Source organism: Vibrio sp. IB15 (genome assembly GCF_016406055.1).
In the GTDB taxonomy this organism is placed as follows: domain Bacteria; phylum Pseudomonadota; class Gammaproteobacteria; order Enterobacterales; family Vibrionaceae; genus Vibrio; species Vibrio chagasii.
Genome location: NZ_JAEFCE010000013.1, coordinates 69,744 through 91,219, shown reverse-complemented (window position 1 = coordinate 91,219; position 21,476 = coordinate 69,744). Strand labels below are relative to the sequence as shown.

Annotated in this window: 18 protein-coding genes; 8 read left to right on the top strand and 10 right to left on the bottom strand. The window is 44.5% G+C overall.

The genetic code is table 11. The features are described 5' to 3' along the window. Positions 1-174: 174 nt before the first annotated feature. Positions 175-957, top strand: coding sequence for a siderophore-interacting protein (locus JC606_RS07170; protein ID WP_198778296.1), 783 nt, complete (start codon positions 175-177; stop codon positions 955-957). Positions 958-1,094: 137 nt separating this feature from the next. Here the strand turns inward: JC606_RS07170 and JC606_RS07165 are convergent, their stop codons facing one another. The 7 genes from JC606_RS07165 to JC606_RS07135 all read right to left on the bottom strand — a co-directional run bounded on the left by JC606_RS07165 (position 1,095) and on the right by JC606_RS07135 (position 9,331). Next, the gene (locus JC606_RS07165; protein WP_198778295.1) at positions 1,095-1,997 is read right to left on the bottom strand and encodes an EamA family transporter; all 903 of its coding nucleotides are present in this window, start codon (positions 1,995-1,997) and stop codon (positions 1,095-1,097) included. 156 nt (positions 1,998-2,153) lie between these two features. Then, positions 2,154-2,858 (bottom strand): phosphonate utilization transcriptional regulator PhnR, encoded by a 705-nt coding sequence (phnR, locus tag JC606_RS07160; protein ID WP_061031211.1) that lies wholly within the window; start codon positions 2,856-2,858, stop codon positions 2,154-2,156. Positions 2,859-2,926: 68 nt separating this feature from the next. Further along, positions 2,927-4,636 carry a putative 2-aminoethylphosphonate ABC transporter permease subunit gene (locus tag JC606_RS07155; RefSeq protein ID WP_443083680.1) on the bottom strand — a complete coding sequence of 570 codons (1,710 nt, stop codon included), beginning with the start codon at positions 4,634-4,636 and terminating at the stop codon, positions 2,927-2,929. Positions 4,637-4,657: 21 nt separating this feature from the next. Next, on the bottom strand, positions 4,658-5,767 hold the full coding sequence (locus tag JC606_RS07150) for a putative 2-aminoethylphosphonate ABC transporter ATP-binding protein (protein WP_171731359.1): 1,110 nt from the start codon (positions 5,765-5,767) through the stop codon (positions 4,658-4,660). Between the two features lie 274 nt (positions 5,768-6,041). Further along, positions 6,042-6,695, bottom strand: a complete 654-nt coding sequence (locus tag JC606_RS07145) for an HAD-IB family hydrolase (protein ID WP_198778293.1) — start codon at positions 6,693-6,695, stop codon at positions 6,042-6,044. Between the two features lie 97 nt (positions 6,696-6,792). Next, on the bottom strand, positions 6,793-8,211 hold the full coding sequence (locus JC606_RS07140) for an FAD-dependent oxidoreductase (protein ID WP_198778292.1): 1,419 nt from the start codon (positions 8,209-8,211) through the stop codon (positions 6,793-6,795). A 109-nt stretch (positions 8,212-8,320) separates the two neighbouring features. Further along, a complete protein-coding gene (locus tag JC606_RS07135; RefSeq protein WP_198778291.1) occupies positions 8,321-9,331 on the bottom strand; it encodes a putative 2-aminoethylphosphonate ABC transporter substrate-binding protein in 1,011 nt (336 codons plus the stop codon). Positions 9,332-9,680: 349 nt separating this feature from the next. Here JC606_RS07135 and phnW point away from each other — a divergent pair, with 349 nt between their 5' ends. From phnW to JC606_RS07115, 4 genes are all read left to right on the top strand, one after another. After that, positions 9,681-10,784: a 2-aminoethylphosphonate--pyruvate transaminase gene (gene phnW / locus JC606_RS07130; RefSeq protein WP_198778290.1), complete on the top strand. Its 1,104-nt coding sequence runs from the start codon at positions 9,681-9,683 to the stop codon at positions 10,782-10,784. Continuing rightward, positions 10,784-12,223, top strand: a complete 1,440-nt coding sequence (locus JC606_RS07125) for an aspartate aminotransferase family protein (RefSeq protein ID WP_198778289.1) — start codon at positions 10,784-10,786, stop codon at positions 12,221-12,223. The genes phnW and JC606_RS07125 overlap by 1 nt, the downstream gene beginning before the upstream one ends. Positions 12,224-12,303: 80 nt before the next feature. Next, the gene (gene phnX, locus JC606_RS07120; protein WP_198778288.1) at positions 12,304-13,122 is read left to right on the top strand and encodes a phosphonoacetaldehyde hydrolase; all 819 of its coding nucleotides are present in this window, start codon (positions 12,304-12,306) and stop codon (positions 13,120-13,122) included. A gap of 401 nt (positions 13,123-13,523) precedes the next feature. After that, the gene (locus JC606_RS07115; protein WP_198778287.1) at positions 13,524-14,573 is read left to right on the top strand and encodes an OmpA family protein; all 1,050 of its coding nucleotides are present in this window, start codon (positions 13,524-13,526) and stop codon (positions 14,571-14,573) included. Positions 14,574-14,706: 133 nt separating this feature from the next. Here JC606_RS07115 and JC606_RS07110 read toward each other — a convergent pair whose 3' ends face one another. Continuing rightward, a complete protein-coding gene (locus JC606_RS07110) occupies positions 14,707-15,105 on the bottom strand; it encodes an OsmC family protein (protein WP_198778286.1) in 399 nt (132 codons plus the stop codon). A gap of 202 nt (positions 15,106-15,307) precedes the next feature. Here JC606_RS07110 and msrB point away from each other — a divergent pair, with 202 nt between their 5' ends. Continuing rightward, positions 15,308-16,450, top strand: coding sequence for a peptide-methionine (R)-S-oxide reductase MsrB (gene msrB, locus JC606_RS07105; protein ID WP_137407086.1), 1,143 nt, complete (start codon positions 15,308-15,310; stop codon positions 16,448-16,450). An 83-nt stretch (positions 16,451-16,533) separates the two neighbouring features. Here the strand turns inward: msrB and JC606_RS07100 are convergent, their stop codons facing one another. Next, on the bottom strand, positions 16,534-17,901 hold the full coding sequence (locus JC606_RS07100; RefSeq protein WP_137407085.1) for a TrkH family potassium uptake protein: 1,368 nt from the start codon (positions 17,899-17,901) through the stop codon (positions 16,534-16,536). A 24-nt stretch (positions 17,902-17,925) separates the two neighbouring features. Beyond that, positions 17,926-18,582: a potassium channel family protein gene (locus tag JC606_RS07095; RefSeq protein WP_102425400.1), complete on the bottom strand. Its 657-nt coding sequence runs from the start codon at positions 18,580-18,582 to the stop codon at positions 17,926-17,928. 188 nt (positions 18,583-18,770) lie between these two features. Here JC606_RS07095 and JC606_RS07090 point away from each other — a divergent pair, with 188 nt between their 5' ends. Continuing rightward, entirely contained in the window at positions 18,771-19,886 is a 1,116-nt protein-coding gene (locus JC606_RS07090) for a mechanosensitive ion channel family protein (RefSeq protein WP_198778285.1), read from the top strand. 105 nt (positions 19,887-19,991) lie between these two features. Further along, positions 19,992-21,476 carry a mannose-1-phosphate guanylyltransferase/mannose-6-phosphate isomerase gene (locus tag JC606_RS07085; protein ID WP_198778284.1) on the top strand — a complete coding sequence of 495 codons (1,485 nt, stop codon included), beginning with the start codon at positions 19,992-19,994 and terminating at the stop codon, positions 21,474-21,476.

Here is a 21,476-nt window from a genome sequence, read left to right as displayed (position 1 = left end):
CCATCAAGCCCTTCAGTTTTCTGAAGGGCTTTTTTGTCTATATTTTTAATGATTTATAAAAAATCTCACCTTTGGATTTTCATTATGTAAATTATAGTAAATGATAATTATTAGTATTGAGTGTTTTCTGGTTCGAGATTATTATGTGGGCATCAAAATCTAAGAGAGCCTTATATGAGCAAGCCTAGCCCTATCACATTAACTGTTACTCAAACCTCAACCATTACTCCAAACATGCAGCGTATTACGTTTAGCGGTGAGGGATTAAGTAAGTACCCTGCTGAATGTGTAGGCGGCTACATCAAGCTACTATTCTCGCCACTAGGCACCACCGACTTGAGTCAATTAGACGAAGGTGAGCGTCCAACCATGCGCACCTACACCATTCGCCACTACAATCCTGTAGAGAAGTTCATCGAAGTCGATTTCGTTCGCCATATCACTAAAGATCTTCAATGTGGCTTTGCTGCGAGATGGGCAATGAGCGCACAAGTTGGTGATACTATTTCAGTGGCTGGCCCAGGTTTAATTCAGGGGCTGAACCTAGAGTCAGATTGGTTCTTCTTAGTGGCAGATATGACTTCACTCCCTGCGCTCTCCGCAAAAGTAAAAACACTGCCAGAAGACGCAACAGGGTACGCTGTTATCCAGATCAATTCAGCAGCAGACAAGCAAGAGCTAGAAGCCCCTGAAGGCATCAATATCACTTGGCTAATTGACGATCAAACGTCAGAAACACTATCCCAAACGGTTCGCAGCTTAACGTGGTTAGACGGTCAGGTTTCAGTATGGACAGCGTGTGAATTTGAAAGCATGCGTGAACTCAGACAGTACTTCAGAAACGAAAAAGAAGTCGCAAAAGAGAACATCTACATCAGTAGCTACTGGAAACGTGGCGTCAGTGAAGATGGGCATAAAGTTATCAAACAGCAAGATGCTCAAGCTCTCACAGACTAAGCCAACCACCAAATAGCCAGTCTCAAGACCAACTAAAAAACGCCCTTAACGATTAATCCACCGTTAAGGGCGTTTTACTTTCCAATGCCAGAGAGCATTTTCTATCTCTCAAAGCAAGATACCCTAGTAGGCGCTTCTTAAATCAGTGAGGTAACCAGACCTATAAGAATCAAAACAACGCCTATACCGCGGGTCATGTGCCACTTTTCCTTTAAAAAATAGATCCCCATCACCACACCGAAGATGATACTCACCTGTCTAAGAGCAACGACCAAGCTGACGTTCTCTGTCATGGTCATTGCAAACAGCACCAACCCATAAGTCGACGCCATCATGATACCAGCCACCGTGGCTTTCTTGCGTAGTACCCAAGCATTCGTAAACTCGACACTTTGGTTAGTTACCAGTAACCAAATACTCAGCGGGAGCACTATTGCCCAAAACTGGATGCCTAAATAGAAAATTGCAGTGTGTTTATTGGTAATAACCGGCGTACTTAAAGGCTCCAATAACAGAAGCGCCTCTTTATCAATGATTGAATAGCCAGTGGTGCCGATAGCGGCGATTAACGCCCAAAGTACGCCAAGGTTTAGGTAAGCCTTGAGCTTCAGGTCAGAGAACTGTTTCAATGGAACAAACAAACAGCCTAATGTGATCAGTGCAAAGCCAATCCATTGATTCAGTGACAACTCATAGCCAATCAATACGGTTCCCAAACCAACCATCAGCACTGGTAGTGCTCGTGCCATTGGATAGATAACACCAATATCAGCTTGTTTATAAGCAGAACCCAATCCAATTAGATAAATAATTTGGCAAATCCCACTCAGCAAAACCAATTGCCAAAATGGAAGAGAGATATTTGCAAAGCCAACATTATCGACATACCAGATAAGATAAGGAGTCAATATCGCGGCAGCGGCAAAGCCAGACGCTAAGAAGAAGGATGAGCCAGAGCCTTGGTTTGATTTACCTAGAACATTCCAGCCCGCATGCAGTAGAGCCGAAATAATCACGATGATGATGGCAGAGAATTCCATTTCGTTCCTAAATCATTAGTAAATATAAAATAAAAGCAACAGCTTAATTGAAGTGATAAAAAAGGTCTCTGGATGAGAGACCTTAAATCATTGAAACCGGACGCCCCTACAGAATTATCAGGGACCCGTTGATTAACTAACACAGTGTCAAAGTGATTAGCGTTCGAGTTGAGCTATCGATTCAATACTGATTGCATCATGACGCCAATACTCAATATCACAATCAATCAAATCGCCGTTTTGATTGTAGTTAACACGCTCTACCACCATCGCAGGAGAACCCGAAGTCGCACGCAGAGCTTGTGCTGTTTCGCCCAATAGCGACGTTGTGCTCACGCGATAACGTATCTTCTGATACACCACACCAAAGTGCTCGCGGTAAATGTCCGTCAGTGATTTAGACAGGTCATAATCGAGCAAGTTAGGAAATAGCTCTGGTCGAATGTAATTTGTCACATACACAACAGGCCTATCTTCAAGATAACGAACTCTATCTACGCGATAAACATCCGAGAAAGGAGGCAGTTCAAGGAGCTTAGTCGCCTCCTTAGTGGCGAGCATTCCCTTGGCAGAGATCAGCTCAGTTTTCGGCTTACGATTCTGCGCCAGAGCCATATTAGTGAAGTTCAATGTTTGTGTTGGATCGTAACGAAGCGGCGCTGGTGAGATAAACCAACCACGGCGATCTTCTCGATAAATACGCCCTTCCGCTTCGAGCGAAGATAACGCTTCACGTAACGTAACGCGTGTTGTATCAAACGACTCAGCCAACTTACGTTCCGCAGGCAGCTTTTGTCGCGGCGTTAGCATCCCCGACTCTATCTGCTCTACGATGACATCTTTGATTTTTACGTACTGCACTTAATTTCCTTTCATTCTTATTCTTGTCGTCAGCAACTCCTTGGCAAACTGCAATCAACAATGGTTCGCTAGCGCTTGCGCCAAGCTTGGGTGCGCTTCTCAAATAACTTATTGATTAACATATGAATCAACTTCGCACTCGCTGCAGATATCATGATCATTACCGCCATGGCTGCTGCTGCACCGGTTTGCCCCGCGTCGTCCATATTCAGTACTGAAACTGACGCAGGTATCGTATCGGTAGAATACAAGAATACTACCGCAGATGTGGTGGTAAGTGCATTAATAAACAGGTATGTCGCAATATCTAAAATCGCAGGCAGACAAACTGGTACCGTTACTTTAAAGAACAACTTGTATTGCGGTAGGTTTACCGAGGCTGCGGTGGCTTCAATTTCCGCAGGCAGCTGCTTCAATGCAGTTAATGCCGTCATGTGCCCAACCGTGTAATAGTGAACCACGGTATTAATAACCAAGAACGCCATATTGCCATATAAGAAGTTAAGTGGATTGCTCAGGTCATTGAAGTAGAAGATATAACCCAAACCCAACACCATCCCAGGAACGGCCATTGGCACAACACTGAGCATCTGCATCGCCTGACGAACAGGACCAAATGCTCTGCCCTTCTCAATGCAGTACGCACCTAAGAAAATCAATACGGTACCGATAATGGCAGTCCATGCGCCAAGTGTTAGCGAGTTGAAGAACGGTGTCCAACCATAGGTACTCATTTCTGCGAAGTTGTAGTTGTTCAGTGTCAGCGCTTTGTTCCAAGGCCAGAAGGTGACCATAGAACCGTATACCGCCATCCCCAACACGATCACCACAGCTGCTGATATCACAGCACAATAAAGGAAACACAATCCATCACGCACGGTATTTGGTTCTGGTTGGTACGCGACAGAACGAGTATCAAATAAGCTCTTTTGCTTCTTTTGTACCCAGCGGTCCACTGTAAACGCAAGCAATGCAGGCAATAACAACAAGATACTGGTTACTGCACCCATTGAGAAGTTCTGCTGCCCTACTACCTGTTTAAAGATATCCGTCGACAAAACATTGTAGCTACCACCAATCACCTTCGGTACACCAAAATCACACACCACCAGCGTAAACACCACGATAAGTGTACTAATCAGCCCATACTTGGCTGCAGGTAAGGTCACCATGAAGAAGGTTTTGAAAGATGAAGTATTCAGTGCACGAGCCGCTTCATATAAGCGAGCATCCGAGGTTCTTAATGAGGTAGTAAGAATCATTAAAGCGTGTGGAAACGTCCAGAATATCAAGCCTAATGAGATACCAATCAAGCCGTATACCGAATTACCGCCTAAGATTTCTTTAGCGATGCCTTGATTACCAAACAGAAAAATCAAACTGATTGCTGGAAGCAGCGACGGTGCAAGGATAGGCGCAGAACCCAACACCTGAAATAACCCTTTAAAAGGCATACATGAGCGAGTCAAGGCATAAGCATAACCAAACGCCAAAACACCAACAACAACGGTTACCAGTATGCCAAGCGTAAATGTGTTACCCACGGATTGCCAAAGGCTTTGCGAAGCGAAATACGTAGCGAAGTTCTGTAGACCTACAAATTCGCCATCCGCATTCTGAACGCTTTTTTTCAGCATCGCCCACAAAGGCATCAGGATAAACAGCGTCATGACTACAGACAGAAATGCCAACAGCCCAAATAGAATCACATTGTCCGTGCTTAACCGAGCCAGAAAAGGCTGTACTCGTCGTTGAAGTAGCAGCTTAGATTGCATCATTTGAGTCGATTCCATGATTGTTTACGCCGCCTCGTCTTTCATCACTTGAACACTTTTCGATGGATAAGCTCGCAAGCCTTCTTGATCAAACGCCACGTAACGAATATCGCTACGGCGTAACTTCAATCGATTGAACTCTTTGACTGGCACATCAACGATAATCTCTTTAGCGGTAGAGTCATGCTGCAATTGACATTCGACACGATAAAAAGCCCCTAGAAACTCACTCGAAACGATTCTGACAGGTAATGACTCATTAAAACGATCAACAAACTGAATTTGCTCAGGACGAACTGCAATATCGAACACATCCCCCTGCTTTGGAGTCAGATTGTCTAACCCAGGAAGTGGCAACATAGATTCAGCAATACGCATCTTGCCTTGAACAGCCACAGAGGCTTGAATGAAGTTCATGCTGCCGACAAACTCAGCGACAAAACGACTCGCTGGCTTTTGGTAGATCTCTTGAGGCGCCCCCACCTGTTCAATAACCCCGTGGTTCATGACCACGATGCGGTCTGCCATAGTCAAAGCTTCGTCTTGATCGTGTGTCACCATGATCGTGGTGATGCCCAACTTGCGCTGTAATTGACAAATCTCATCACGCAGGTGTGTTCTTACTTTTGCATCGAGTGCAGACAGCGGCTCATCAAGCAGAAGTAACCCAGGAGACAAGGCCAGTGCGCGAGCTAAAGCCACACGCTGCTGCTGACCGCCAGATAATTGATTCGGATACTTTTGACCAGACGTTGGCAAGCCGATGGTTTCTAGCCAAGACTCCACCGTTTCGAGTGCTTCTTTGGTCGACATGCCTTGGTTTTTCAACCCGATTGCTATGTTTTCTTCCACCGTCAGGTTAGGGAAAAGAGCGTAAGATTGGAACACGATGCCAAAGTCACGCTTTTCTGGTGGTAAAAAGGTCGTGTCGCTACCATTTTGCTCAATGGAACCTGAGGTTGGTAAGTCTAGACCTGCAATCGCACGCAATAAGGTTGTTTTTCCACAACCAGATGGGCCAAGGAAACAGACGAACTCGCCTTTTTCAATCGATAGGGAGATGTCTTTTAGCGCTGTAAATTGGCCAAATTGCTTTACAACGTTTTCAATATTCAAATAAGTTTGGTTGCTCATACTACAGCACTCTTTATATGGTATATACCAAATTTAAACTTTGAATATTTCAGTTGAGTGACAAATTTATAGAAGCTAAATGACAGTTATATTGCAGAAATAAAATTCATTCTAACTGAGGGTGACGAGATCAAAACAAGTAATAATATTCAATATCTTACAGAAACCCACTAGTCCTCAAATAGGTATTTGGCGATGAAAGCCAATGTGCTTTTCACCGCCAAATATCAATGCTTGTTTATGGTTATATCTATTGTTTCTTCCAATACTGAAATCAGTAGATCGCACGCCATGGAGCAGATTCCAAGCGAGCGCTTAAACGTTCGTGTGGATTAACCAAGTGAGGGCGATCCGCCACTTCATATTGAGGTAAATCATTAATCGAGTCAGCACCAATTTGACTATGGTTGTGCGAAGGGCCGTGTTGCTCTAACCACTCATTCAAACTAACCACCTTGCCATGCGGATGACTCGGAAGCCCCAAAATCTTGGCAGAGTATTGACCCGACGATTCCATGAGTTCAATACCGACAACATTGGGAATATTGAGCCTTTTTGCCACACATGCAGGAATGAATGACACAATGGCAGAGATGATCACCATCGGCTGCCCTTGTGTTGTTGACGACCAGCTCCTCTTTGCAAGATGAGGAAAGATCTTGCTGAGAACTTTACGATTAATGCACTCTTCTAATAATGCACACACCTCTTGATAAGTTTTATTGGCTAGTGAGCGGGTTGCAAATTCAAGGTAAATATCTTCATTGAGAATACCTTGAACATACAGCGCCATAAGCCGGCGTTCTTCGTTCAAAAAGCTAGGTTCATTTGCCAAGCCTTTCTCAACCAAAAACTCATTCCAAATCATGGCGCTGTTTCCATCCATGAGTGCTTCATCTAAATCAAATACATACAGCGGGGTCGTCATATCAATTCTCACTTCAAATCAAATTTAACTTCCAATTCAGTTGCCACTTGAAGATCGGTTCTCGCTTAACCTGCAAAGCACAATCTACAACAAAGATTCACTCAACCTTGTCGGCTTTACCTGCCGCACCAGCCAGCTTTGCCAACTGCTTATCTAGCCACCATGGCGCTTTTCCTGAGTCTTCTGCGTTCTCTTTTCTGCGTACTGCATTGCGCACCGTCATGGCCCCTACCCAACGGAATGGCTCTGGTGGGAAATGCCCAAGCGGTCCTTTGGTTAATCCGCAGCAGGTCCAAGCGTTGTCAGTGCCGAGTACCATAGATGACAGAATCTTTCCGCCCATACGAGTTTGCGCAACACCATTACCTGAGTAACCGAGCCCATAATAGATGTTGTTTTGGCCTTTTAGATTACCGAAAAATGGCAATCCTGTTACTGAGCGATCTGATCCACCCGACCAGTTGTAATCGAACTCACTTTGTTCCAATTTAGGGAACAATTTTTCGAACGATTGATTTAGAATCGACAGGTAGTTTGTCTTTTGGTTAAACATGCTTTCAACTTGATTGGCAAACGAGAACTTATTGCCACCTTTACCCAACATCAGACGTCCATCTTGGGTGTCTCGGTAATAGTGAACAAAGATACGTGAATCCACCACTGCCGCCCCTTTCTCTGGGCCAAATTGCTGAAGCTTTTCAGGGATAGGCTTAGTGACAACCATGTCTGACGAAACAACCACAATACTGCGTTTAAACTCTTTAAAGTGATCGAGCATCCATGCGTTGAGTGCCAAAATGACCTTGTCGGCAAAAACAGATCCACCTTTGGTTTGGATTCGAGCTGGGGCTCCATAATCAAGCGAAGTCATCTCCGTGTTTTCGTGAATTTCAACCCCTAAATCAATAGCAACTCGACGTAACCCTCTCGCCAGTAATGCTGGCTGCACACTGCCCGCGGCTTCTGAGTAATAACCTTCGATATGACGCTCCGATCCTGCTTTATCAGACAAAGAGCTGTCACACTTCTTCCAGCTATTGATACCCTGTTTAACCAACTCATTCACTACGGGCTCCATTCCACCTTTTTGTGCTTCATTGGTTGCCGTGTAATAAGTCCCGCTACGATACAAATGCGCATCGATATTATGTTCGTTACAGAAAGCTTCGATCTCGTAAATGACCTTTTCCGATTCTTTTACCAGCCATTTTGCTTGCTCTTTTCCGTAGAGCCTCTTCAACGTGGGATACTTAGTCGACCATGTCAGCATACAGCCACCGTTCGCACCAGAAGCGCCGCTGCCACACAAACCTTTTTCAATCACCACAACATGCTTTTGAGGTTGCTGCTGCTTGATCAAAATCGCCGTCCACAGCCCTGTGTAACCGCCGCCAACAATAGCGATGTCGCAGTTAATGTCTTTTTGCAGTGGCTTCGCGGATTCTAGCCCCGCATCGATGCTGCCAAATTCCTTTTCTAGTGCTTGTTTGAACCAATATGAGTAGTGTTTTGTCATTTGTCGTACCTTACATAAAACCTAAAGGCGTAAAACTAAAAAAGGAAGACCGAAGCCTTCCTTTACTGATTTCTAACTTCTAATGAACTCAATAGTTAAGCTCGATAGATTAAGATTTTGGCTCTGATTTAGCGTCGAACTTCTCAGACCATGTTTTCAATACGTCTGCACGCTCGCTGCCCATACGTGCAAAGTCCATTTTTGCCATGTTCTTTTCGACGTTCGGGAAGTTTTCAATTGTTGCCGTCACTTCTTGGTGACCAACAACTGGGTACATTTCGATGTAAAGCTCGTTTGCTGCTTTAGAGATAGACCAATCAACCACGCGTTGCGCTGCATCAGACGGCTTCACAAGACCTACCGCTTCAGATTCCCAACCAATACCCTCAGGTGTAATTACAGAAAGCGGTGCACCTTGAGTTTTCAGCTTAGCGCCACGGCTCGCCATAGAAATACCGATAGCGACTTCACCCATACCCGCTTGAACACATGGCTTAGAACCAGAGTGCGTGTAGTGAGCGATGTTTTGGTCTAGCTTCTGCATGTAGTTCCAACCTTGGTCTTCACCCATGTTTTGTAGCCAAGCAGACACTTGCATATAACCCGTACCAGAAGACGCTGGGTTTGGCATCGCAATATGACCTTTGTAGATAGGCTTGGTTAGGTCATCCCAAGATTTAGGTGCTGGTAGGTTAAGTTGTTTCGCTACCGCTTCATTGAAACAAACCGCATTGAAGAATGCATCGTTGCCATACCAAGCTTGAGTAGATTGCGGATCGTTGAGGTTTGAGCGCAGCGCTTCTACACCTTGAGGAGTGTAAGGCTTAAGAATGCCCTCTTCTTTAAGTAGAGCCATTGAAGAACCCGCAAGGCCCCATACCACTTCTGCACGAGGGTTGTTTTTCTCAGCTAATAATTTTGCCGTCATGATCCCAGTTGAATCACGTACCCATTTGATGTTGATGTCTGGGTTTTCGCTTTCAAAAGCATTTTTGTACTTCGCTAAGATGTCAGTTTCAAAAGCGGTGTAAACCGTCACTTCCTGTGCCGCATAAGCGTTACCAGCTAATAGTGTGACTAATGCTGCAAGTGATCCTTTCATAAAACGGTTTTTCATCATTTTCTCCAGTCAGGCCCAACTCTAAAGTGAGAAGTAGCCAAGGTTAAAATTGCTAAAGCTAGAAGCCCCACCAAGAGGCACCTATGTCCATAAATTCATTTAGGTTATTAGCACACACCTCCAGCTTGGTATGTACCAGATTTCGAGTATTAAGCTAACTGGCTTTTGTGACGATTAAATGAACGAAAAATGGCAGTTTAAAGATCGAAAACTTTCTCAAGAAAAGTGACCATTTTTAATATGAAGCTTTTTTGAAAATGATGTTTGGGCTATTTACGACCGTTTAAATTGGTTGTTAAAGTAGCCCCAAACATTGGTATAGTCCAAAATCAAATCACGAGAGTTGAACATGAGAAACGAATACTTACTGCTGACACCGGGCCCTTTATCTACTTCTGAAACCGTTCGCCAAGCGATGTTAAAAGATTGGTGTACTTGGGATGATGAATACAACAAAGACGTTGTTGAAGTGATTCGTAACAAGCTAGTGACTTTAGCGACTAAGCAAGCGGGATATACAAGCGTATTAATGCAAGGTAGCGGCACCGCTTCGGTAGAAGCAACAATCGGTAGCGTTATCTCTAAAAATGGAAAACTTCTTGTTGTTGATAACGGTGCGTACGGCGCTCGTATTGCTCAAATTTCAGAATACTTAAACATTCCATACCATGTCGTTTCCCCAGGTGAAACATCACAGCCTGACTTGAACGAAATGGAAACGGCATTGGCCATGGATTCAGACATTACTCACGTTGCGATTGTGCACTGTGAAACCACGACAGGCATGCTGAATCCAATTGAAGACATTGCCAAATTGGCAAAACAGCACAACAAAGCCGTCATTCTCGATGCAATGTCGAGCTTTGGTGGCATCCCTATGGATATCGCTGACTTAGGTATCGATTACATGATCAGCTCAGCAAACAAGTGCGTCCAAGGTGTACCGGGCTTCGGCTTTGTCATTGCTAAGCAATCGGAACTGGAAAAGTGCAAAGGCCAAGCTCGCTCATTAAGCCTTGATCTGTTTGACCAATGGCACTGCATGGAAAGCAATCACGGTAAATGGCGCTTCACCTCCCCGACTCACACGGTGCGTGCTTTCTACCAAGCACTGCTTGAGCTTGAACAAGAAGGCGGTATCGAAGCTCGTCATAATCGTTACCAAACCAACCAAAAAACGTTAGTTGCTGGCATGCGCTCCCTAGGGTTTGAACCACTGCTTACTGATGAACTTCACTCTCCTATCATCACCTCTTTCTATTCTCCAACACACAGCGATTACCAATTTAAAGAGTTCTATGAGCGCTTGAAAGAACAAGGTTTTGTGATTTACCCGGGCAAGGTCTCAAACGCAGACTGCTTCCGCATTGGTAACATTGGTGAAGTTTATCCGTCTGATATTGAAGCTCTCATTGGCGCTGTTAAGAATGCTATGTACTGGGACATTAAGTAATGAAAATAATTAACCAAGAGCCAGCACCAAAGGCAACGCACTTTCGAAGTGAAGGCGATGTGAACACCACACCCGCACGTGAAAAGTGGAATGAGTCGTTAAACGATGAGGCGACTCAAGCGATGTTAAAACGCGACTCAGACGTGTTTCTCCATCAAGCGATGTCAACACCTTGCCTAGACACACTTGAAGCCGCTGAAGGCATTTATATTCAAGATGCGACGGGCAAAAAGTACATGGACTTTCATGGCAATAATGTCCATCAACTAGGTTATGGCCACCCACACATCATCAATAAAGTGACTCAACAAATGGCGTCATTACCGTTTTCACCACGTCGCTTTACCAATGAAACCACCGTTCAATGCGCTGAAAAGCTAACGCAGATCTGCGGTGGTGATTTAAATCGCGTGCTGTTTGCACCGGGTGGTACTTCGGTTATCGGCATGGCACTCAAACTGGCTCGACATGTCACCAACAACTTCAAAGTCGTTTCATTGTGGGACTCCTTCCATGGCGCATCATTGGATGCGATTTCTGTCGGTGGTGAAGCCTGTTTCCGTGAAGGTATGGGCCCGTTAATGGCTGGCGTAGAACGTATCCCACCAGCAGTCTCTTATCGTGGTGCTTTTTCGCTTCGCGCTAGTTTTCCGTTAAGTGAGTGTAGCTCAAGCGATAACAATGAGACGGCATGCGATGTTCACTACGCCGATTACCTTGAGTACGTCATTGAAAAAGAAGGTGGTATTGGAGCCTTCATTGCGGAAGCGGTTCGTAACACAGACGTTCAAGTGCCAAGTAAAGCTTACTGGAAACGCATCCGTGAAATCTGCGACAAGCACAACGTCATGTTGATCATTGATGACATCCCAAATGGCATGGGTCGTAGCGGTGAATGGTTCACACACCAAGCGTTTGATATCGAACCTGACATCCTATGTATCGGTAAAGGCTTTGGCGGCGGCTTGGTTCCAATTGCAGCCATAGTCACTAAAGACAAATACAACACGGCAGCGCAAGTTTCACTGGGTCATTACACCCATGAGAAAAGCCCTATCGGCTGCGCGGCGGCACTGGCTACCATGGAAGTGATTGAGCAAGAAAACCTACTTGAAAAAGCGCAAGCAGACAGCGTATTCGTTCGTGAACAACTGCTACAAATGAAAGAGAAATACCCAGTTATTGGTGACGTTCGCGGCATCGGCCTGCTTTGGGGTGTGGAATTGGTCACCGACCATATCACCAAAACCCGAGCGTTCGATGAAGCAGAAGCCGTACTTTACCAATGTCTGAACGATGGCCTGAGCTTCAAGGTGTCACAAGGTAACGTGATTCAATTGAGCCCGCCATTGATCATCAGCCGCAGTGAACTAGAAGTCGCTCTGTCTGTCTTCGAAAACGCGATAGCAAAAGTCTGTAAAGACTTTGAATACCTTTAAACCAACATGAATCCAATAACCTAAAACATCATTAGCCCCTCCCGTGCTTTTAAATGGGAGTGGCAAAAAAGGACACCACTATGAACACAACATCACCTATCCAAGCGGTTATCTTTGACTGGGCTGGCACTATCGTAGATTTTGGTTCGTTTGCTCCAACCAGTATCTTTGTTGAAGCATTCAAGCAAGGTTTCGACTTTAACATCGACTTAGCAGAAGCGCGTGAACCTATGGGTATCGGTAAATGGGATCACATCCAAGCGGTGGGTCGAATCCCTGCTGTCGATGCGCGTTGGAACGCACAATTCGGGCGTTCGATGACCAGTGAAGACGTTGATGCAATCTACGCGGCATTTATGCCTCTTCAAAAAGCGAAAGTAGCCGACCACGCAGCGCCAATTTTAAACGCGATTGAAGTCGTAAATAACCTAAAAGAGAAAAGCGTAAAGATCGGTTCTTGTTCCGGTTACCCACGTGAAGTGATGGATGTTCTGATTCCTGCAGCAGCAGATTACGGCTATCGTCCAGACAATGTCGTTGCAACCGATGATTTACCTCAAGGTGGTCGCCCTGCACCATTCATGGCACTTAAAAACGTGATTGATCTAGGCGTAACAAACGTTGCAGCCTGTGTAAAAGTGGATGATGCAGCCCCGGGCATTGATGAGGGTCACAACGCAGGCATGTGGACGGTAGGCCTTGTTTTATCAGGCAACGAAGCAGGATTAACTTACCAAGAATACTTAAACGCAGATAAAGCAACGCTTACAGCAGCTCGTGAAAAAGCGAGCGTTAAGCTAAACAAATCAAACCCACACTATCTAATCGACACCATCGCCGACTTGCCTGAAGTAATTGCTGCTATCGAAAAGCGCTTATTGGCTGGTGAGCGTCCTTAATCTCAAGTTCTTTCTGTTTCAGGAAAGCAAATGTTAATTCCTTGTTTAAGCAATATATTAAGCGATGTACTCATTCAAAAGAAGCATATTAGGTGATGTTTCAGTCTAAAGCATGATGAGGAACAAATTTTCTAAGAGTTTTCATCAGACTAACTGGCAAATATACAAAACTAGGCTATAGCTTAAATATAACCATCCTCTAAACAATAAAGGTCACGTAAATATATAATATCTAACAAATTGATTGACTCCAACACTCAATCAAGCCAACCATTTAAGTAACGATAAACATATATGTTCAACTGAACACACCTTGATTCACTTATTTCAGCAGTGTCTCCCCTTATTAAGTGATGGTTTTGGTGAGTTCAAACAACAAGAGTTAATCCAAGGACAAAATTATGAAGAAACTCTCGAAAATCATGAGTGCTATTGTTGCCGCTTCCAGTCTAGCAGCAGCACCTTCAATCGCAGCTACGACTTATGTCGGCGGTAAGTTAGGCATGGGCTGGCTAGACAGCGCGTGCGTTAGCGGTGAAAAGTGTGATGATGATGCTATCGGTGCAGGAATCTATTCTGGATACAGACTTAATGAGAGACTTGGTATCGAACTTAGTTCCGACTTCTTGGGTGACTACAAGACGAGCTTTTCAAAAAATGGAACAACAGCTACATTCAGTGACCCTTTGATCGCGATATCACTAACACCAATGTACCGTCTACCTATACAACAAAAGTTTGATGTCTTTTTCAAAGCAGGTCCTGCATACATTTCACACGGCGGTGAAGATGATTTTGTATTATCCGCTGGTATTGGTCTAGAAAAGCAATTATCCCCTGATTGGGCGCTTCGTCTTGAATACCAATATTTTGATGATTTCGACGACAAATTTGTACAAAACCTAAACTCAAACCTCCTATCTATAGGCATAAGTTACAGTTTTGGCACAGGTACTGCCACAGCGGCGGCAGCAGTAACTCAAGCCCCGTCTGAACCAATCGCAGAGCCAGAAACTGTGGTTGTTGAAGAGGAAGCTGAGGTGATGGTTACCAAAGTGCAAACTGAGAGCTTCTCTCAAGGTACATTTGCGACTAACAGCACAGAGCTTTCAGACGAAGGTAAAGCCGCTATACAGCCAATTGTGGAAGTCTTACAAACATACCCTCAGTCTACCGTTAACATTGTTGGTCACACAGATTCAACAGGTGCAGCTGAATACAACATGATGATCTCTAAGAAACGTGCGGCAGCAGTAGCAGCATACATCGAAGAGCAAGGCATTGAGTCAAGCCGCATTACCGCTTCTGGTGAAGGGGAAGAAAACCCAATCGCATCAAACGATACAGCTGAAGGTCGTGCACAAAACCGTCGTGTTGAAGCAACAATTCCAAGCTTCGAGTACCAAGAAGACGTTCAAGTTGAAGAGGTTATCGTAGAGACAGTGGAATAATCGCATTCCGCCGCAATCACGATATCTTCCTTAATAATAAGGGCGGAGCACTGTTCTGTGCTCCGCCCTTTTCTGTATCTGTTTGACATTGAAGCTAGCGGTCTAATTCTAATGCGCAGTCATTTGCTCAGAATTAAACAATTTCCCAGCTATGCGTCATTTCTATGCCTGCACCTAGCATTAGGCACACTGAACAGTACTTTTCCAATGAATCAGCGCATACTTTTGCAACTAACTCAGGATCAAGGTTGTCACCTGAAACTTCAAAGTGAATGTTAATCGCAGTAAAGATTTTTGGCGCGGTTTCACGACGTGTAGTTTCAAGCTTTGCGTTACAACCTGTAATGTTTTGACCAGCAGATTTCAAGCCATCTACCACATCAACAGAGCTACATCCACCAGCGGCCATAAGGACCATTTCCATCGGGCTTGGTGCCGTTGCACCACCGCTGCCATCCATAACAATAGAGTGGCCTGATTGAGATTGACCCAAGAATTTAAAACCTTCGACCCATTTAACTTCTGCTTGCATGCTGTTCCTTAGATGACCGATAACCGCCATCACTGTCTGTTATTTATTGTTAGTATCGACACCCTACTACTGGTAGCATTCATGAGCAAGATTTTCTCTGACACATATTTTTTTCATGAATAGTGCAATTTTTTCCATCTAAAACCTGTCTCTATTCGTACATTCAAAATCGAATGAAAAAGAACGTCAAGATGAGGTATCTATGAATAAATTATCTAAAATATTGGTATCACTCGTGGTTGCACTACCACTGATTTCGTTGTTTGTCAGCCAAACTGGCACTGCCAATACAATGGATAAAACGGCTAATTCAGGGAAAAGTGAAATCGCGACACTCGCGGGTGGTTGTTTTTGGTGTACAGAGTCTGACTTAGAGAAACTAAAAGGCGTAACAGACGTTATCTCTGGATACTCTGGTGGCGAGCTCGAAAACCCAACCTATAAACAAGTTTCTTCAGGTAAGTCTGGTCACATCGAAGTGATCAACGTGACCTATAACCCTGATGTTGTTAGCTATGAAAAGGTACTTGACCAATTCTTCCGACATATCGATCCAACCGATGACAAAGGGTCATTCGTAGACCGTGGTCCGCAATATCGACCTGCCATTTTCTATCATAACCAAGAGCAAAAAGACGTTGCTCAGAACTTTATGATGGAGATCGACAAGGCTCAAATCTTTGGTGCACCACTAAAAACAGAACTGATCAAATTTGAGAAGTTCTGGCCAGCAGAAGATTACCATCAAGATTATTACAAGAAGAGTAAGGTTCGTTATAACTACTACCGCTACGCTTCAGGTCGTGATCAGTATTTAGATAAAATCTTCGGTGATGATAGAAAGGACAACCCTAAAACACTACGTCAGATCATCGACAGTAAAAATGCGACAGCGAATGCTAAAACATACGTAAAACCGTCTGATGCAGAGATCAAAGCGAAGCTTACAGCACTTCAATACGATGTAACGCAAGAAGACGCTACTGAGCGCCCATTTGACAACAAATACTGGGATAACAAAGAGGAAGGTATCTATGTTGATATCGTTACCGGTGAGCCTTTGTTCTCGTCAAAAGACAAATACAAATCAGGTACGGGCTGGCCGAGCTTTACCCAACCAATCAACGAAGCTTACGTAGTGACAACCACAGACTACAAACTGTTGTACCCACGCACAGAAGTTCGTAGCCGATTTGGTGATTCTCACTTAGGTCATGTCTTCAAAGATGGTCCTAAACCAACAGGCTTACGTTACTGCATGAACTCAGCGGCGATGCGCTTTATCCCAGCAGATAAACTGGATGAAGAAGGCTATGATGAATATGTAGAGATGTTTGAGGGCTAAGCATTCAGCGATTAACGCTACACCTATAACAACAAAGCCAGCATAACGCTGGCTTTATGTTTTCTGATTCATTAACAAACGCGCTAGCCTGTTAGAACAGTGTCTTCTGGGTATTTGAGCAGTGAAGGCTCTGGGCGAGCTAACATATACGCCAACGTCAAAGGACCGATACGACCAATAACCATCACAACAATCATAATGTATTTGCCAGGTTCGGTTAGATTTGCGGTTAACCCAGCCGTCAATCCTACCGTTGCAAAGGCAGAAATCACCTCGAACATGACTCGATCAAACGCGGCTTTTTCGGTAAGCATTAACAAAAACATCGCCGTAGTTAATAACGCCCCACTGACCACGATAATGGCCAATGACTTGGTGACCGCCTGCCATGTAACCGTACGTTTAAACATCACGACGTGCTTTTTCTGACGTAGGAATGTCCAAGTCGCGACAAAAGCAACTGCAAAGGTCGATACCTTAATACCGCCACCGGTTGAGGTAGAACCAGCACCAATCAGCATTAACACAATCATCACCAATAAAGCAGGCTGCGTGTACTGAGACAAATCCACACTGTTAAAGCCAGCGGTACGAGCGCTTGCTGATTGAAAAAACGCCGCCAGCCATTGGCCTTGAGTTGATAACCCTTCCATAGTCGCAGAGTTATTTCTCTCCAACAGCCAGAATAATACCGTACCTACCAACAATAGAGTCGGAGTTGCGGTTAGCATGATCTTGGTATGTAAATGTAGATGCTGAAAGCCTTTGCGCCAGTTACTCGATAAGTCACCGACCACCGTGAAGCCTAAGCCACCAAAAATGAACAGAGCCGCTAAGGTAAAGATCACCAATGGATCGTCAACAAAGCTCATCATGCTATCTGAGAACAGAGCGAAACCTGCGTTATTGAAGGCTGATATCGCATGAAACAGTGCGTAAAAGCTTCCGGTTGCCCAGCCCATTTCAGGCACCCATCGGAAGCAGAGCAATACAAAACCAATAAATTCAGCCACTAATGCGAAGACGATTATCTTCTTGACCAATTTTCGAAGGTTAATCTTACGATCTTGTCCCAATGCTTCTTTCGCCAATGCCTGCTGCTTCAAGCTTAACCTAACACCAAACATGTAAAGCAGTACCGCAGATAAAGTCATCTGCCCTAGCCCACCTACCTGCATCAAGAACATCAGCAAGATTTTTCCAGCTAAAGTAAAGTGCTCGCCCGTATCGACGACACCTAAGCCTGTCACACTGATTGCAGAGGTCGCAGTAAACAGCGCATCCGTAAAACTGAGCCCCGTGACAGAGAAAACAGGCAACGTCAGCAAGATGGCCGAGGGAATTAGAACGCCTAAGAAACTGGTCAGGATTATCTTAGGTTCAGAGCCCTTACGAGGCTTTTCATCTCTCTTAAGGGTATAAAAAGTACCTTTTCGTTGAAACGAATTCATACTGTTACCTTATTGCAGTTACCATTACCAATTACGTAATTTTCTAGATAAGGTCTCTTTAGGCCCGGCGATGATCACCACATCCCCAATTTCTAAACTCACTTCCAGTTCAGGCGCTTTAGTCAGATTCGGTCCGCGTTTAAAACCAAGAACTTCAACACCCACCTCTTTGCAAAGCTTCAAATCACGAAGTTGTTTACCTAATAACTTGGCACCGATAACAATTTCGGTCATCGCTAACCCACTACCGAGGTCGATAAATTCAAGAACGCGTCTATCCAGCATCTTCCTTGCGACACGAATACCCATGTCTCGCTCCGGCATGATGATATGGTCAGCGCCAATTTTAGAGAGGATCTTACCGTGGAATTTATCGTTCGCCTTAACCCAAACGGTTTTAGCTCCCGACTCTTTTACGACCAGAGTAGTCAGAATGCTCGAGTTCACATCAGAACCAATCGAAACCATTACCATATCGTACTCATCGAGCCTCAGCTCTTTAACCGTCTCTTCACTCGTACAGTTAGCAACAATCGCTTGTGAAACAAAGGCCGCGGCTTCTTTCACTCGCTCCTCATCAATATCGACGGCTAACACCTGTGAGCCTGAACTTTGAAGTTCTTGGCAAACAGATAAACCAAAACGCCCTAAACCGATAACTGCATATTGTTTGTCGCTCATTTGAAATCCTGTTTAGAAATTTTTAATTACACGGGATAGCCAAACCTACATTAGTTTCTATCTCAAAAAAAGTCAGTTCTGCAATAAATAGAGTTATACTATTGTTATAATCGCTTGATTTATAAAGGTAGAGAACATCTCGAGTTTCTGCTAATTTCCAATTCATAATTTCTGCGGCAGCACACACAATGAATGAATTATTGACCCAAGTACAAACCTACATCAACCAGACCCATAGTGACTGGGCGAATAGCGTCCTATTCATCACTATTGCGAGTTTTCTCGCTTGGGTAGCTTGGCGAATAATCCATAATCGCTTGGAAGTTCTGGTACAGAGAACCCACTTTCACTGGGATGACCTACTACTAGAGGCACTGAAAACCCCTGTCAGTACGTTACTTTGGTGTTGGCCAGCGACCGTATCTGTCGGGTTGATTCTTCAAGATCAGTTTGGCAATGAAATCAACTGGTTAAAAACTCTCAAGCACATATTGATCATATGTACCTTCGTTTGGTTCACCTTACGAATGATCACCAATGCTGAAGCATACGTCTTAGAGCAAAAAAACAGGGATGAGACAACTGTACAGGCGATCGCAAAAGTAGCTCGCCTATTCTTTATGGTCATGGGTGGCCTGACGATCATGCAAGCATTCGGTCTTAGCCTATCAGGCTTGCTGACCTTTGGTGGTGTGGGTGGTTTGATTGTCGGTTTGGCAGCAAAAGATCTACTCTCGAACTTCTTTGGCGGCATGATGATCTACTTCGACCGACCTTTTAAAGTCGGTGATTGGATTCGCTCTCCTGACCGTCAAATCGAAGGTACCGTCGAACGTATTGGCTGGCGCATGACCATCATTCGTACATTCGATAAACGCCCACTGTACGTGCCAAACTCGGTATTCAGTAACATTGTGGTGGAAAACTCATCGCGAATGCTAAACCGCCGAATTAATGAAACCTTTGGGCTTCGTTACGAAGACGCGAGCAAGTTAGCTGCTATCGTGGATGACGTAAAAGCCATGCTTGAAACGCACCCAGACATCGATGCTAAGCAGACACTCATCGTGAATTTCGATAAGTTTGGCCCATCAACGCTGAACTTCTTCATCTACACCTTCACTAAGACCGTCAACTGGGTGAGATACCATGAAGTGAAACAAGATGTGCTACTGCAGGTGCTAGCAATCATTCACAAACACAATGCGGATATCGCTTTCCCAACTCAAACACTAAAAATCGATCCACAAGGTTTGAGTGAAGTTCAAGATATGGCTATTTCGAATCCATCAGGTCATCAATAAACAGCGTATTTACTGTTTATAGGTAACTAAATGGGTTATCGATAATTAAAAAGAGTGAAGCGTGGTAACATGGCGCCAGTATTTTAATGCACCCTGTACCACGCTATGATTTTACCTGTCATTCTAGCTGGCGGCTCTGGTAGCCGCCTCTGGCCACTATCTCGCGAGCTTTACCCAAAGCAGTTCCTCAATATTGCTGGCGAACAATCGATGCTCCAGCAAACCCTTATACGCCTACAAGGTCTTGAAGCGCACTTGAGTAATGCAGAATGTGCGGCTCCCTTCATTATCTGTAATGAAGAGCACCGCTTTATTGCTGCGGAACAGGCTCGCTCGGCCAACATAGAACACAGTGGTATTTTGCTAGAACCTGTCGGAAGAAACACAGCTCCCGCCATCGCACTCGCTGCATTACAGGCTTTAAATCACACCAGATGTAACCAACAAAATGAGTCAGATCCAATATTATTGGTACTGGCTGCTGATCATCACATCGCTAAAACAGCAGAATTTCAGCAAACGGTGGCGAGAGGTGTTGAATACGCAAAACAAGGTAAACTGGTTACTTTTGGTATTACTCCAAGCGCACCAGAAACTGGCTATGGTTATATAAAACAAGGAGATCCACTCTCCCACCATTCTTTTGCCATTGAATGTTTCGTTGAAAAGCCAGATCTAGCCACCGCAGAACAATACGTTAATTCGGGCCAATACCTCTGGAACAGCGGTATGTTCATGTTTAAAGCCTCACGCTACTTAGAAGAGCTAGCAAAACATCATCCACAGATCCTTGAGGCCTGTAAAAGCGCTCTCGAAAAACAAAATACTGACCTCGATTTTATCCGTATTGACGCTGAAGCATTCAAAAGCAGTCCAAGTGACTCTATCGACTATGCCGTGATGGAAAAAACGTCAGATGCTGCGGTAATTTCGATGGATGTTGGTTGGAATGATATTGGTTCATGGTCTGCAATCTGGGATGTCAGTGATAAAGATGAACACAACAATGTGATTGAAGGCGATGTGTTAACTGTCGATTCTCAGCACAACTATATCCACGCTGAAAACAAACTGGTTGCGACTGTAGGTGTCGAGAATCTCATTATTGTCGAAACAAAAGACGCCATACTCGTCGCGAACAAAGACAAAGTTCAAGACGTGAAATCGATTGTCAGCCAACTGAATCAAGCAGATCGCACAGAACATGTTCATCACCGCGAAGTGTTTAGACCTTGGGGTAAATACGATGTAATTGACCTAGGCAAACGCGACAAGGTTAAACGCATCACCGTAAAACCCGGTCACAAGTTATCCCTACAGATGCATCACCATAGAGCAGAACACTGGGTTGTTGTAGCAGGTGTTGCGAAGGTGACCAATGATGAGAAAACCTATCTCGTTGAAGAAGACCAATCCACTTATATTCCGCTAGGACACATACATAGCCTAGAAAATCCAGGGGACGCTCCACTCGAAATGATCGAAGTACAAACCGGTAGCCATTTGAGTGAAGACGACATTATTCGATATCAAGATAGTTACGGGCGAAGCGAACAACCTAGCTCACCTCAAATCAACAAATCGAACTAA